Here is a 14,128-nt window from a genome sequence, read left to right on the forward strand (position 1 = left end):
TGTCGCCGGTGCAGGCCAGGTAGGAGAGGAGCTGGGGTCCGATGGGTCCGAATCCGGCGAGCTCGGCCGGCTCACCCACGGGTTGGGCGGTGCCGGGGTGGGCGGTCATGGCCTCATGCAAGGTCTCGACCCCCACGATCACGCTCAGTTGGGGGCGGATGCCCTTGCTGCTGGGAAGGCCCGCTTCGAGGACCGAGGACAGGAGCCGGTCGAGACCGGCGACACGACGTTCGGCACTCGTGCGGTCGTCATTGGCCTGGGTGGGGATCGACAACGAGTCGAGGACGGCCTTCAGCTTCGCCCCGGTCTCAGTCTTCAGGAACCCCGTCAGGTGCCAGCCCTCAGGCACGGCGGACAGTTGGAGGTCTTCTTTGGCCATGCCGTTGATCCACGCCTCATCCAACGCCTCGGGATAGACCGCGTCGCGCAGAGCCCTCACGACCCGGCGCAGCTGCACGGGTTCGTGGGTCGTCGCCACGGCGAGAAGCCACGGTTCAGCATCAGTCACGATCTCGTGGCCGATGTGCTTGAGCCCGAAGGTGAAGAGCTTGACGTGGTCCAGGCGGATGGCGCCTTCCACGGCCGCCTCGGCCACGGCGGGCAGCTCCCGCATCGTGTGGTCCGCGGCGATCAGGGACCGCGTGGTGCGGGCGTCCAAACGGAGGTGATCCCGCGCCCAGGCGGTGACGGTCGAGGCGCCATCCAGTTCGTGGTCGGCGGTGCGTTCCAGCTCGGCCAGGTGGTGGGCCTTGGCGGCGTCGAGGGCGTCTTGGGCGGTCTGGATCGCGACCAGGGCGGATCGGTGGTCGGTGCTGGTGACGGCGTGCGCGGCGGTACGGAGTGCGTGCACCGTGGGCCCCGAAACCATGATTCGAGTGTAGTCGAACAGATGTTCGAATAGCAAGGGTCCGCCGCCACTTTTTGCTGGGGTTGCAGGTTTTTCTGACAGGCGGGCCGGTCAGATGGTGGCGGGCGTCGGGGACCTTCTTCTGGTCATTGCTGCTTGTCGGTGGTGACGGTTCGCGGCAACCTGGCGGGGTCTCGCTCCCCCTAGGACTTCGTCCTGGGAGGTACCCCCACGGCCGCTCGCAGAGCTCGCGAGCCACTCGACCAGCGGGAGGTGGGCGGCGAGCCGCAACCACGTTTGTGGTCCGTGCTGCTTGTCCGTCACGAAGGCGCGGGGTCAGCTGTCCGGGTCTCGATACTGGTCCTCGTCCCTCGGACCAACTCGACCAGCGGGTGGGGTGGTGACGGTTCGCGGCCAGCCGCGGGGGTCTCGATACGGCCGCTCGTTCCTCGCGAGCCACTCGACCGGCGGGAGGGGGCCACTCGACCAGCAGGGGACCGCCACCCCGGGCTGTGGTGTTCAGGTGCTGGTCATCTGCGCGACCTATCGTGCTGGGCATGTCCGTGGGTCCGGAGACGCTGGCGCGACGTCTGGGGTTCGCCGACGCCGTCGTGATCGGCATGGGCGCGATGCTGGGCGCCGGGATCTTCGCGGTGCTCGGCCCCGCCTCCCAGGCGGCGGGCACCGGACTGCTCCTCGCGCTCGTCCTGGCCGCTGGCGTGGCGTACCTCAACGCCACGGCCTCCGCCCAGCTCGCGGCGGCGCACCCCACCTCGGGCGGCACCTACGTGTTCGGGCGGGAGTGCCTCGGCCCGTGGTGGGGATTCGCCGCGGGCTGGTCGTTCGTGATCGGCAAGACCGCCTCGTGCGCCGCCATGGCGCTGGTGTTCGCGGCCTACGCCGTGCCCGGCCCGGAGTGGGTCCAGCGGCTCGTGGCCGCCGGCGCGGTCGTCGCGCTGGCCGCCCTCAACTACCGCGGCGTGACCAAGACCGTCGCACTGACCAAGGTCCTGCTCGCGCTCACCCTGCTGGCCCTGGTCGTCGTGGTCGTCGCGCTCGCCACGGGAGAGGCGGGGGAGGCGGGCAGCGGGACGTCCCTGGACGGTTGGGACTTCCTGGGTGAGGGGGGCCTGCTCGGCACGCTGCAGGCTGCGGGCCTGCTGTTCTTCGCCTTCGCCGGGTACGCGCGGCTGGCCACGCTGGGCGAGGAGGTCGTCGAGCCGCGTCGCACGATCCCGCGGGCGATCGTCACGGCGCTGACGCTGACGATCGGCGTGTACCTCGTCGTCGCCGTCGCGGCCCTGCTCGCTGCGGGTCCGGACCGGCTCGCCGGGTCGTCCGCGCCGCTGGTCGCGGCGCTCGACGCCGTCGGGCAGGGCTCGTGGGCCCCGGTGGTCGGGGCCGGTGCGGCGGTCGCGGCGCTCGGGGCTCTGTTGTCGCTCATGGCCGGCATCGGTCGCACGGCGCTCGCGATGGGCCGGGGCGGCGACCTCCCGGGCTGGCTCGCCGCGGTGCACCCCACGCACCGGTCGCCACACCATGCCGAGGTCGCGCTCGCGGTCGTCGTGGCCGCGCTGGTGCTCGCGGTCGACCTGCGGGACGCGATCGGGTTCTCGTCGTTCGGGGTGCTGCTGTACTACGCGATCGCCAACGCGAGTGCGTTCACCCAGCCTGCGAGCGAGCGTCGGTGGCCGCGGTGGTCCAACGTCCTGGGCGCGCTCAGCTGCGTCGTCCTCGCGGCCACCCTGCCCGGCAGTGCCGTCGCGGCGGGCGCGGCGGTGCTCGCGGTGGGGCTGCTGGGCCGAGCCGTCGCGCTGCGCGGGCGCGCCAGAGGCGTGCGCTGAGTCACGGACCGGTACGCTCCGGAACTCGGTGCGACGCTCGTCCGTTGCACACGCTGACCCCCCGCCGAACGAGCAGGAGCCATGAGCAGCGAGTCGAGCTCTCGACCAGACGTCTGTCCGAGTACCGAGCCGGGTCGGGGTGATGACCGGTGCTGACGCTCCTCTCACTCCTGCTCGGCATCCTCGTGGTCCTCGCGATCACCGCTGCCACGGGCTACTTCGTGGCGCAGGAGTTCGCCTACATGGCGGTCGACCGCTCGAGCCTGCAGGCCGCGGCGGCGCAGGGCGACGCCACGGCGGCGCGCGCCCTCGACGTCACGCGGCGGACGTCCTTCATGCTCTCGGGCGCGCAGCTCGGCATCACGGTCACGGCCCTGCTGGTGGGCTACGTCGCCGAGCCGCTGATCGGCGAGTCGGTGGGCGAGATGCTCGGTGGCGTGGGGGTGCCCACGGCCGTCGGGATCGCGATCGGCACGGTGCTCGCGCTGGTGATGTCGACCCTCGTGCAGATGATCTTCGGCGAGCTGTTCCCCAAGAACCTGGCGATCGCGCGGCCCGAGCCGCTGGCCCGCTGGCTGTCGCGGTCCACGGTCCTCTACCTGGCGCTCTTCGGCTGGCTCATCTGGATCTTCGACCAGTCGTCGAACCTGCTGCTGCGGGCCCTGCGGATCGAGCCCGTGCACGACGTCGAGCACTCGGCCACGGCGCGCGACCTCGAGCACATCGTCGCGGAGTCGCGCGAGAGCGGCGACCTGCCGCGTGAGCTGTCGATCGTGCTGGACCGGATCCTGGACTTCCCGCGCCAGGACGTCGAGCACGCCATGATCCCGCGGGCACGGGTCGGTGCGGTCGAGGCCCGCGACACGGTCGGCGACGTGCGCACCGCGATGGCGTCCGGACACTCGCGCTACCCCGTGCTCGACGAGGAGCGGGTCGTGGGCGTCATCCATCTCGACGACGTGCTGGCCGGCGCCGATCCGCAGGCCCTGGCCGAGGCCGTGATGCGCCCGGCGCTCGTGATCCCGACGCTCATGTCCCTGCCCGACGCGCTGGCCGAGCTCACGACGTCGCGCACCCAGATCGCGTGCGTCGTCGACGAGTACGGCGGCTTCGCGGGGGTGCTGACGCTGGAGGACCTGGCCGAGGAGCTCGTGGGGGAGATCACCGACGAGCACGACGCCGAGGCGCCCGCGGCCCAGGTCGAGGACGGCAGCTGGATCGTCCCGGGGGACGCCCACGTCGACGAGATCGAGCGCATGATCGGCCATGACCTGCCCGCGGGCGACTACGAGACGATCGCGGGCCTGGCCATCGCGGCGCACGGCGGTCTGCCCGAGGTGGCGGAGGTCGTCGCGGTCGAGCTGCCGCCAGACCCGGCCGACGTCGCGCTGCTGGACGTCGCTCCGGTGCGACACCTGGCGATCGAGGTCCAGGAGGTCGAGCACCACGTGCCGTCCCAGTTGCGGCTCGAGCTCACGACGGAGGACGACCGATGAGCGGGGGGTGGGTCGTCGCGATCGTGACGGTCGTCATCATCGCGCTGAGCGCGTTCTTCGTGGCGATCGAGTTCGCCCTGATCGCCGCCAAGCGCCACCGGCTGGAGGACGCCGCCGCCACGAGCCGGTCGGCGCGCGCGGCCCTGCGCTCGTCGTCGGAGCTGACCGTCATGCTGGCCGGCTCCCAGCTCGGCATCACGGTGTGCGCCCTCGCGCTCGGCGCCATCACGAAGCCGGCCGTGCACTACTGGCTGACCCCGATCTTCGAGGAGTGGGGCTGGGCGCTGTGGGTCGCGGATGCAGCGGGCTTCGCGCTCGCGCTGCTGATCGTGACCTTCCTGCACCTCGTGATCGGCGAGATGGCCCCCAAGTCGTGGGCCATCGCGCACCCCGAGCGCTCCGCCACGATGCTCGCGATCCCCATGCGGGGCTACATGTGGCTCACGCGGCCGCTGCTGCGCGGCCTCAACGAGGCGGCCAACTGGTGCCTGCGCCGGGTCGGCGTCGAGCCGTCCGACCAGGTGGGGGAGGGACGCGACCCAGGCGCCCTCCGCCAGCTCGTCGAGCACTCGGCCGAGACGGGCTCGCTCGAGGAGGGCTACTCCTCCCAGCTGGCCCTCGCCCTGGACCTGGAGACCATGACGATCCGCGATCTCGTGGCACCGGGCTCACCGCCCACGGCCGTGCCGCTCGGGTCGACCGTGGCCGAGGTGCAGGACGCCACCTTGAGCTCGGGTCACCTGCGGATCCTCGTGGGCGACGCAGATGCGATCGAGGGTGTCGTGCACGTGCGCGACACCTTGACCGCGCCCGCCGACGGTGACCTGGTCGCGCTGACCCGTCCCGTGCTGCACCTGGAGGCCTCCACCGTGGTGCACGCGGCGCTGGCCACGATGCGCGAGACCCGGCAGCACCTCGTGGTCGTCACCGAGGGCGACGACCCGGTCGGGGTCGTGACGCTCGCCGACATCCTCCAGCGGCTGTTCCCGGTGGTCCGCTGAGGCGTCCTGCCCCGTTCAGGCCGGCAGGGTCCACACCGGGCCCTCGACCGCGAGCCGCCAGCGGTCGCCGACGGCGGGCGGCCGTCCGGAGGCGCGGGCCAGGACGAGGCGTCCGCTGGCCAGGCGACCCCGGACGATCGAGCTGTGGCCGTGGAACTCGACCGACTCGACGACCACGTCGGCCCCCTGGCTCGACTCGACCAGCTGCTCGGGCCGGATCAGCACCTGGGAGCCCGGCGCACCGACCGTGGTGCTCACGACCCCGAGCTCGGTCGTGAGCCGGCCGTCCTCACCGCCGTCCGCGGGCAGGATCGTCGCGTCTCCCACGAAACCGGCGACCCACGCCGTCGCGGGGCGGTGGTAGACGTCCTGCGGGGTGGCCTGCTGCACCACGACGCCGTCGTGCATCACGGCGACCTCGTCCGCCAGGGCCAGGGCCTCGCCCTGGTCGTGGGTCACGAGCAGGGCCGTGACGCCCTCGGCACGGATCAGGTCCCGGACGTCGCGGCGCAGCTCCTCGCGCAGGTGCGCGTCGAGGGCCGAGAACGGCTCGTCCAGCGTGACGACATCCGGGCCGGGGGCCAGCGCCCGGGCCACCGCGACGCGCTGCTGCTGACCGCCGGACAGCTCGTCGGGGAATCGGTCGCCGTGTCCGGCGAGCCCGACCAGCTCGAGCATCGCGGCGGCGCGCGGTCCGCGCCGCTCGGTCCGGGGCAGTCCGTAGGCGATGTTCTCCAGGGCCGTCAGGTGTGGGAACAGAGCGCCCTCCTGCGGGACCACGGCGACGCGCCGGCGTTCCGGTGGCACGCGGCGCCGGCCGTCGTCGACCACGCGGCCGTCGACCACGACGCTGCCGGCGTCCGCGGCATGGAACCCGGCGAGCACCCGCAGCAGGGTCGTCTTGCCGCAGCCGCTGGGGCCGAGAACCGCGGTCAGCGAACCGCGGGGCAGGCTCAGGTCGACCCCGCGGAGCACCTCGGTGTCTCCGAACCCGGCGCGCACGTCGCGCACCTCCACCTCGACGCTCATCGGGTCCTCTCCCACGCCGAGGGTCGCGACAACCAGAAGGCCGGGAGCACCGCGACGACCACGAGGGCCAGGGCGTACGGGGCGGCGGCGCCGTACGCGGCCGCCGTGGTGCGCGACCAGATCTCGGTGGCCAGGGTGTCGAACCCCGTGGGACGCAGCAGCTGGGTCGCGGGCAGCTCCTTCATCGCGGTCAGCGTCACGAGCAGGGTCGCCGCGGCGAGACCGGGGGAGGAGAGGCGCCACGTCGTGGAGGCCGAGGCGGCGATCGGCCCGCGGCCCAGGGAGCGGGCCACCTGCGGCAGCGTCGGCGGCACGAGTCCCACCGAGCCGCGCACCGCGGCGATCGCCTGGGGCAGGAACAGCACGACGTACGCGAACACCAGGATCGCGAGGCTCTGGTACAGGTCGGGCACGACCCGCAACGACAGGTAGACCAGCGACAGGGCCACCACGATGCCGGGCAGGGCGTGGCCGGTGTAGCCACCGGTCTCGACCAGGGCCACGGCAGGTCCCCGGTGGCGGGCGGCCAGGACGCCGATCGGCAGGGCGAGCAGGAGCGCGGCGAGGGCCGCGACGGCTGAGACGAGGGCGGTGTTGGCGGTCGCGGTGAGGAGCTCGGAGCGGTCCAGTGCGCGCGAGGTGCCGGTGAGCAGTCGTTGGGCGAGGGCGGCGATCGGGACGGCGACCCCGATCGCGGCCGGCAGGAGCAGGAAGGCGGCGGCCGGCAGCGTCCAGGCGCCGGCCTCGCGGCGTTCCGGAGCGCGCCGCACGCCCGAGCCACTGCGCCAGCGCTGCCCGCGTCCGCGCGCGAACCGTTCCGCGGCCACGACGACCACGGCGATCACGACCAGCACGATCGCGAGGACGACGGCCGAGTCGCGACCGATGAAGGAGCCGTACTGGCGCGAGATCGCGAACGTGAAGACCTCGAACCGGAAGATCGAGACGGCGCCGTAGTCCGAGAGCACGTACAGGGCGACGAGCAACGATCCCGCGGCCGCCGCGGGTGCGACCTGCGGCAGGACGGTCGTGGCCCAGGCCACCGCCGGTGAGCGACCGAGCGAGCGGGCGACCTCGGTCGGAGCGGAGTCGGCCGATCGCAGGGACGCCAGGACGGGCAGCGTCACGTACGGGACGCTGACGGCCGACAGCACGAGCCACGACGGCGCGAACCCGCTCCACCCCGGCACCGTCGCGAGCCAGCCGGTCGCCGCGACGTACGAGGGGGCGGCCAGCGGAAGCGCGACGGCGACCATCCAGAGCCGTCCGCCCGGCAGGCGCAGGCGCACCAGCATCCAGGCGCTGGCCGTCCCGACCGCGAGGCACGTGAGACACACCGCGGCGGTCAGCAGCAGGCTGCGCCCCATCAGGGCCGTCGTCTGGGTGCGGGTCAGCGTCGCCACGACGTCGGCGCGGTCGACCTGCAGGCCGCGCACGGCCAGGTAGACCAACGGGATGCTCGCCACGACGGCCGCCACCGCCCCTGCGGTGAGCAGGAGCGGTGGCGGCCGGAGGCGCGACCCGGTCAGCTGAGACCGGCTTCCTGGATCATCGCGATCGTCGTGGCCAGGTCGGCGAGATCGGACAGGTCGATGTCGGGACCCTGCAGGTCGTCCAGGGCGGGCAGCCCGGCCGGGGCGGCGACGCTCGGGACGAGCGGGTACTCGTAGGTCTCGTCGACGAAGTACTGCTGACCCGCCTCGGAGACGAGGTAGGCCACGAACGCCTCGGCGTCGGGGTGGTCCGAGAGGATCCCGGCGCCGGTGACGTTGACGAGGGCCCCCGGGTCGCCGGCGTCGGCGAACTTCAGCTGGGCGCGCATGTTCTCGGCGCCGACCTCGTCCGCGAGCTGGAACCAGTAGTAGTGATTGATCAGACCGATGCCGAGCGTGCCGTCGTTCACGGCGGCCAACGTGAGTCCGTTCTTCTCGTACGACTGGACGTCGTTCGCGGCGATGCCCTCGAGCCACGCGCGAGCGGCGTCATCGCCCTCGGCGACGCGGAAGCCGGTCACGAACGCCTGGAAGCTGGCGTTGCCGGGCGGGAAGCCGACCTGGCCCTCCCACTGCGGCTCGGTGAACGACGCGACGGTCCCGGGCACCTCGTCGGCGGAGTAGGTCTGGCTGTCGTAGGCGATGACCCGGGCGCGGCCCGTCACGCCGACCCAGGTGTCGTCGGTCGAGGTGTACTGCGGCAGCACGGCGCCGGTGATCTCGGCGGGCAGGTCCTGGAGCATGCCCTCGGCCGAGACGGCTCCGAGCGCTCCGGCGTCCTGGGACAGGAACACGTCGGCCGGCGTCGCGTCGCCTTCCTCGAGCAGGGTCGCCGCGAGCTCGGGGGAGTCGCCGTAGCGAGCCTCGACCTCGATGCCGGTCTCCTCGGTGAACTGCTCGATGAGGGGCTTGACGAGCTCCTCGTCGCGCCCCACGTACACGACGAGCGGCTCGTCGTCCCCGGCCGCGTCGTCGCTGTCGCCACCCGATCCGCAGGCGCTCAGGACGAGCAGGCTCGTGGCGACGACGACCAGGGGGCGCAGGCGCAGGGGACGGTGTCGCTGGGGGGTCCGCATGGGGCTTCCTTCGAACGGCTAAAGTGGTCAACAACCAAGGAGAGGCTAAGTTCACCTGCGGGTGACGAGCACTCCCCAATCTGAGGGGGTCCCGCCGTGACGACGCAGGTCCTGGTCGACGTGCAGCAGGTGCTGGTGGTCGACGACCACCGGGTGTTCACCGATCTGCTGCTGCTCGCCCTGGACGCCGATCCCGGCTTTTCCTGCGTGGCTCCGGCCGACTCGGTGGCGCGGGGCCGCCAGATCGTGGCAGCCCAGGATTTCGACGTCGCCGTGATCGACGTCCAGCTCGGCGACGGCGACGGGTTCGTGCTCGCCGAGGAGATCCTCGCCACACGGCCCGAGGTCCGTGTCGTGATGCTGACGGCCTATCCGCGGCCCGACCTGGTCCGGCGGGCTGTGTCGATCGGCGCCAGCGGGCTCCTGGCCAAGGACGGTTCGCTCGCCGATCTCGTCGAGGGGCTGCGGAGCGCCTCCCCGGCGCACCCGGTGCTGGTCGAGCTCCCCGGCCCCGACCACGACCTCACGGCGCGCGAGCTCGAGGTCCTGTCGATGCTGGCCGGCGCGGCCGACGTGCGAGCCATCGCGCGCACCCTGGGCATCAGCCCGCACACGACGCGCGACCACGTGAAGTCCGTGCTGGCCAAGCTCGGCGCGTCCTCCCAGCTGGACGCCGTCGTCGAGGCGGCCCGGCGAGGGATCGTCACGATCGGTCGCGGGTGAGCGACCGGCTGGACCGCCCGCTTCGGTGGGTGCTGGTGCGCCACCTCGGCGGTCTGGCGGTGATCCTGCTGGTCGTGGGCGTGCTGGCTGTCGCGCTGGCCGACCGGATCGCGACGCGGGAGGCGGCCCGGCACGCCGAGCGCGACACCCGCACCCTCGCCGCGGAGTACGTCGTGCCCCTCACGATCAGCGACCTCCACGAGGGCGGCGACGAGCTGCGCCGCGAGCTGGACGCGACGTTCGCCGCGCGCATCGGCCGCGACGAGATCCGTGGCGTCACGATCTGGGAGTCGGTCGGCGGCTCCCGGGCCCGGGCCGTCTACTCGGTCCGGAACGAGCTGCGGGGGAGCACGTTCGACCTCGGACGGTCTGCCGAGCTGTTCGGCACCGAGGAGGCCATCGCCCACCGGGTGGGCCCGGGGGACTACCCCGGAGATCCGTATCCCGAGGGCACGTTCGAGGCCTATGTCGGCTTCCGTGACGGGACGGGGGCGTCGTACGTGTTCGAGGCCTACCTGCCGACTCCGGCGATGGCCCCCTCCCGGGCGGAGCTGCTCACGAGCTGGCTGCCGCTCGTGCTGGGGTCGCTCGTCGTGCTGGGTCTGACCACGGCCGGGCTCTCGGCCCGGCTGGCCCGCCGGGTCGCCACGGTCGAGGCGGAGCGCCGCGAGCTGATCGGCTCGGCCCTGCGCGCCGGTGAGCTCGAGCGGCGCCGGCTCGCGCAGCGCCTGCACGACGGCGTGCTGCAGGACCTCTCCGGGGCCGGCCTCGCCCTCGACAGCGTCGGTGCCGGCCTCGACGAGCCGCGGCGTGCCGTGCTGGACCAGGTCGCCGGACTCCTGCGCCGCGACGTCGGTCAGCTCCGCTCCATCGGCGACGACCTGTTCCCGGTCGAGGCGGACGCCGATCTCGGGTCGGTCGTGCGCGAGGCGGCGTCCGAGGTGCCTCGGGGGAACGTCGACGTCGAGGTCGACATCGGCCACACGGAGCTCCTCGACGAGCGCCGCGCCGCGGCGGTGCGCGACGTCGTGCGCGAGGCGGTGCGCAACGCCGTCCGGCACGCGAACGCCGGTACCGTGCGGGTCGTGACCCGTGACGCAGACGGCGTGTGCGTCGTCGTCCAGGACGACGGCGTCGGGTTCGCCCGTCGTGAGGCCGAGCCCGGACACCTGGGTCTGCGCCTGATGGAGCACGTCGCGGACTCCGTCGGGGCGACCCTGGAGGTCGAGACCGGTCCGGGTGCCGGCACGACCGTGACCCTGACGCTGCCGCGGCGCTGACGCTCCGGCGGCGGTGGGCACCTGCCACGATGGGGGCATGACGGCCTACTGGATCAGCACCTACCTCGAGATCCACGACGAGGAGAAGCTGCGGGCGTACGCGACGCTCGCCGGCCCCGCCCTGCAGGAGGCCGGAGGCACCTTCCTGGCGCGCGGTCTGCCCGCGCAGACCTACGAGGCCGCGGTCCACCAGCGGACCGTGCTGATCCAGTTCGACTCGGTCGAGGCGGCCGTGGCCGCGCACGACGGCGCGCCGTACCAGGAGGCGCTCGCCGCCCTCGGCGACGGCGTGACCCGTGACCTCCGGATCGTGCCTGGCGTCTGACCCCGGGCCGCGGGGTAGGGTGCGGACATGACGCGTGCCGAGCTGCTCAACGCCTCGGTCCGCGGCCCCTCCGGCGCCCCCGTGGTCGTGTTCGTCCACGGCTTCGGCTGCGGTCAGCACATGTGGCGCCACGTCGCCCCCGCCTTCGAGGCCGACCACCGGGTCGTCCTGCTCGACCTGCCCGGATCGGGCGACGCCGACGAGGCCGGCTACGACCCTGACCGGCACGCCTCGCTGGAGGGCTATCGCGACGACCTGGCGGACCTGCTGCAGGAGCTGGGGCTGAGCTCGGTCGTGCTCGTGGGGCACTCGGTCGCCGCCATGATCGGCGTGCTGCTGCAGATCGAGCGCCCCGACCTCGTCGACCGCCTCGTCCTCGTCGCCCCGTCAGCGCGGTACGTCGACGTCGGCGACTACGTCGGTGGTCACTCCGAGCCCGACATCGACGAGCTGCTCGACCTGCTTAGCCGCAACCACCTCGGCTGGCAGGACCCGCTCTCCACGATGGTCGCCGGCAGCCCCGAGGGGCCCGCCAAGGACGAGCTCGAGCAGGCCTTCTGCCGCACGCGGCCCGAGTTCGCCGCACAGTTCGCGAACGTCACGTTCCGGGGCGACAACCGGGCCGACCTGCCGCACGTCACGGCGCCCACGCTCGTCCTGCAGTCGGCGCACGACGTCGTCGCGCCGGAGTCGGCCGGGCAGTTCGTGCGTGACGCGATCCCCGGCGCGCAGTACCGGCTCATCCAGACCCGGGGCCACGCCCCGCACCTGACCGCACCGGCCGACACCCTCGCGGCGATCCGCGACTTCCTCGCCGTCACGGCGGCGGTCGTATGAGCGACCACTTCGAGGCGGCACCCTGCGGCTACGTCCTGGTGGGCCAGGACGGCGTGATCCAGCGGGCGAACGCCGAGTTCCGCCGGCTCGTCGATCGCGAGCACGAGGAGCTCGTGGGGGCCGCGACCCTGGAGTCGCTGCTCTCGACCGGTGGGCGCATCTATGCCGAGACCCACCTGCGCCCGATGCTCCAGCACGACGGCTGGGTGCGGGAGGTCGCGCTGGATCTCGTGCGGCCCGACCACACCCGCGTCCCGGTGCTCTTCAACGCCGACACCATGACGGGGGAGGGGCCTGCGTTCCGCGCCGTCGTGGTGGAGACCCGCGAGCGCCACCGGTACGAGCAGGACCTGCGCGACGCGACCCAGCGCGCCGAGCGCTCCAGCCGCGAGGCGCGCGCCCTGGCCAACGCCCTCCAGCGCACCCTGATCCCGCCGGCGCCCCCGGAGGTCCCGTTCCTCCAGGTCGCGGCCGCCTACCGCCCGGCGGGCGACGGCAGCGTCGTCGGGGGCGACTTCTACGACGTCTTCCAGGTCGGTGCCGCCGACTGGTGGGTCGTCCTGGGCGATGTCAGCGGCAAGGGCATCGGCGCCGCCACGGTCACGTCCTTCGTGCGCCACACGGTGCGTGCCCTGGCCTTCGACCACCCCGATCCCGCAGAGCTGCTGCACGAGCTCGATCGCGCCCTGCACCTGGACAACACCGACCACTACTGCACGGTGGTCCTGGCCCGCCTGAGTCGGGTCGGTGCCGGCTGGACCATGTGCCTGGCGCTGGCCGGACATCCACCGGCCCTGGTGCGCAGCTCCGACGGACGCGTCAGCGAGCTCGGAATCCTCGGCACCCCCGTGGGCCTGATCGCGGACCCGTCGTTCACGACGGTGCGCCACGAGCTCCGCGACGAGACCATCACGTTCTACACCGACGGTGTGACCGAGGCGGGCGGCCGGGCCGCCCTGTTCGGCGAGGACCGGCTCCACGCGCTGCTGGCGAAGCTTCCACCCGATCCGGCGGTCGTGGTCGAGCAGCTCGCGCACCAGGCGGTCCAGCACCAGGGCGGCGTGGCCGTCGACGACATCGCCGTCATCTCCTTCGCCCCGTCGGACGACGCGAGCCCTCACTGAAGATGCGGTCGCCGGGCATCTGCACGACGCTGGGGGCATGAAGGTTCTGCGCCTCCTCGGCCCAGCGCCCAGCACGGCGGGCCGGCACCGGGCCCCGAGTCGACGGCGTTCGTCCGGTGACGAGCGGGCCGCGGGGCAGGTGCTCAGCGGTCGCTACGAGCTCGTCGCGCCGCTCGGTTCCGGTGGCATGGGCACGGTCCACCGGGCCCACGACCGTCTGCTCGACCGCCCGGTGGCGGTCAAGATCCTGCGCTCGAGCGTCCCGGACGCCCCGCAGCAGCGCCGACGCCTCGCGGCCGAGGCCACGATCGGCGCCTCGTTGCGCCATCCCGGCATCGCGCAGGTCTACGAGCACGCCGAGTTCCGCTCGGGGCTGGAGCCCACCCCGTACCTCGTGATGGAGCTCGTGGAGGGGGTGACCCTGGCGAGCGTGCTCGAGGAGCGCGGTCGGCTCGGGGCCGACGAGACGTTGGCGCTGGTGCGGGAGGTGGCCACGACGCTCGACCACCTGGCGCATCACGGCGTCGTGCACCGTGACCTGAAGCCCGCGAACATCATGCTGACCCCGGACCAGCGGGTCGTCCTGGTCGACCTCGGCATCGCCCTCGCCCCGTCCAGCACGGCCATGACGACGACCGGCGCGATGCTGGGCACGGCGGACTTCATCAGCCCGGAGCAGATCCTCGGGCGTTCGGCCACGCCGGCCAGCGACCTGTACGCCCTGGGCCTGGTCGCCCACCTGTGCGTGTCCGGTGCTCCCGTCTTCCGCCGCGAGACCACGATCGCCAGCGCCTACGCCCACGTCCACGAGCCGGTCACCCCGCTGCCGGACTCCGTCCCGCAGGCCCTGCGCGACCTCGTGACGGCGCTGTGTGCCAAGGACCCGGCCGATCGGCCGGCGAGCGCTGGGTCCGTGGCGTCGCTCGTCGAGCGGGTCGCGCCCACGGCGCGCCTGCCGCGCACCGCGTCGCTCGACGCGTCGCCGACCGTGCGCTCGTTCCCCGCGGCGGCCTGAGCCCCCGCGGTCGCCGCTCGCACTGCGGCCCGACCACG

13 protein-coding genes are annotated in these 14,128 nt (G+C 73.1%); 9 read left to right on the forward strand and 4 right to left on the reverse strand.

Annotated features, from left to right (window positions below):
- On the reverse strand, window positions 1-868 hold an 868-nt coding region (locus tag KAG51_RS02030; RefSeq protein WP_290580105.1), incomplete at its 3' end, for a DUF222 domain-containing protein.
- Window positions 869-1,404: 536 nt separating this feature from the next.
- On the opposite strand from KAG51_RS02030, the gene KAG51_RS02035 reads away from it, so the two are divergent.
- From KAG51_RS02035 to KAG51_RS02045, 3 genes are all read left to right on the forward strand, one after another.
- Entirely contained in the window at window positions 1,405-2,691 is a 1,287-nt protein-coding gene (locus KAG51_RS02035; RefSeq protein ID WP_290580107.1) for an APC family permease, read from the forward strand.
- A gap of 149 nt (window positions 2,692-2,840) precedes the next feature.
- Window positions 2,841-4,187 carry a hemolysin family protein gene (locus KAG51_RS02040; protein WP_290580109.1) on the forward strand — a complete coding sequence of 449 codons (1,347 nt, stop codon included), beginning with the start codon at window positions 2,841-2,843 and terminating at the stop codon, window positions 4,185-4,187.
- A complete protein-coding gene (locus KAG51_RS02045; RefSeq protein WP_290580111.1) occupies window positions 4,184-5,188 on the forward strand; it encodes a hemolysin family protein in 1,005 nt (334 codons plus the stop codon). The genes KAG51_RS02040 and KAG51_RS02045 overlap by 4 nt, the downstream gene beginning before the upstream one ends.
- 15 nt (window positions 5,189-5,203) lie before the next feature.
- Here KAG51_RS02045 and KAG51_RS02050 read toward each other — a convergent pair whose 3' ends face one another.
- From KAG51_RS02050 to KAG51_RS02060, 3 genes are read right to left on the reverse strand one after another with little or no spacing between them, the layout of a single operon-like run.
- Window positions 5,204-6,217, reverse strand: a complete 1,014-nt coding sequence (locus KAG51_RS02050) for an ABC transporter ATP-binding protein (protein ID WP_290580113.1) — start codon at window positions 6,215-6,217, stop codon at window positions 5,204-5,206.
- Entirely contained in the window at window positions 6,214-7,683 is a 1,470-nt protein-coding gene (locus KAG51_RS02055; RefSeq protein WP_290580115.1) for an iron ABC transporter permease, read from the reverse strand. The genes KAG51_RS02050 and KAG51_RS02055 overlap by 4 nt, the downstream gene beginning before the upstream one ends.
- A gap of 59 nt (window positions 7,684-7,742) precedes the next feature.
- Window positions 7,743-8,786 carry an iron ABC transporter substrate-binding protein gene (locus KAG51_RS02060; RefSeq protein ID WP_290580117.1) on the reverse strand — a complete coding sequence of 348 codons (1,044 nt, stop codon included), beginning with the start codon at window positions 8,784-8,786 and terminating at the stop codon, window positions 7,743-7,745.
- A gap of 96 nt (window positions 8,787-8,882) precedes the next feature.
- Here KAG51_RS02060 and KAG51_RS02065 point away from each other — a divergent pair, with 96 nt between their 5' ends.
- From KAG51_RS02065 to KAG51_RS02090, 6 genes are read left to right on the forward strand one after another with little or no spacing between them, the layout of a single operon-like run.
- On the forward strand, window positions 8,883-9,509 hold the full coding sequence (locus KAG51_RS02065) for a response regulator transcription factor (RefSeq protein ID WP_290580119.1): 627 nt from the start codon (window positions 8,883-8,885) through the stop codon (window positions 9,507-9,509).
- A complete protein-coding gene (locus tag KAG51_RS02070) occupies window positions 9,506-10,789 on the forward strand; it encodes an ATP-binding protein (RefSeq protein WP_290580121.1) in 1,284 nt (427 codons plus the stop codon). The genes KAG51_RS02065 and KAG51_RS02070 overlap by 4 nt, the downstream gene beginning before the upstream one ends.
- A gap of 37 nt (window positions 10,790-10,826) precedes the next feature.
- Complete coding sequence (locus KAG51_RS02075) at window positions 10,827-11,114, forward strand: DUF1330 domain-containing protein (RefSeq protein ID WP_290580123.1); 288 nt, start codon at window positions 10,827-10,829, stop codon at window positions 11,112-11,114.
- Window positions 11,115-11,141: 27 nt separating this feature from the next.
- Window positions 11,142-11,951 carry an alpha/beta hydrolase gene (locus tag KAG51_RS02080; protein ID WP_290580125.1) on the forward strand — a complete coding sequence of 270 codons (810 nt, stop codon included), beginning with the start codon at window positions 11,142-11,144 and terminating at the stop codon, window positions 11,949-11,951.
- Window positions 11,948-13,075: a SpoIIE family protein phosphatase gene (locus KAG51_RS02085; RefSeq protein WP_290580127.1), complete on the forward strand. Its 1,128-nt coding sequence runs from the start codon at window positions 11,948-11,950 to the stop codon at window positions 13,073-13,075. Before KAG51_RS02080 ends, KAG51_RS02085 begins: the two co-directional genes overlap by 4 nt.
- A 37-nt stretch (window positions 13,076-13,112) precedes the next feature.
- Window positions 13,113-14,090: a serine/threonine-protein kinase gene (locus tag KAG51_RS02090; RefSeq protein WP_290580129.1), complete on the forward strand. Its 978-nt coding sequence runs from the start codon at window positions 13,113-13,115 to the stop codon at window positions 14,088-14,090.
- Window positions 14,091-14,128: the final 38 nt, after the last annotated feature.

Origin of the sequence: Aeromicrobium sp. (assembly GCF_023146395.1) — a bacterium.
Taxonomy (GTDB): Bacteria; Actinomycetota; Actinomycetes; order Propionibacteriales; family Nocardioidaceae; genus Aeromicrobium.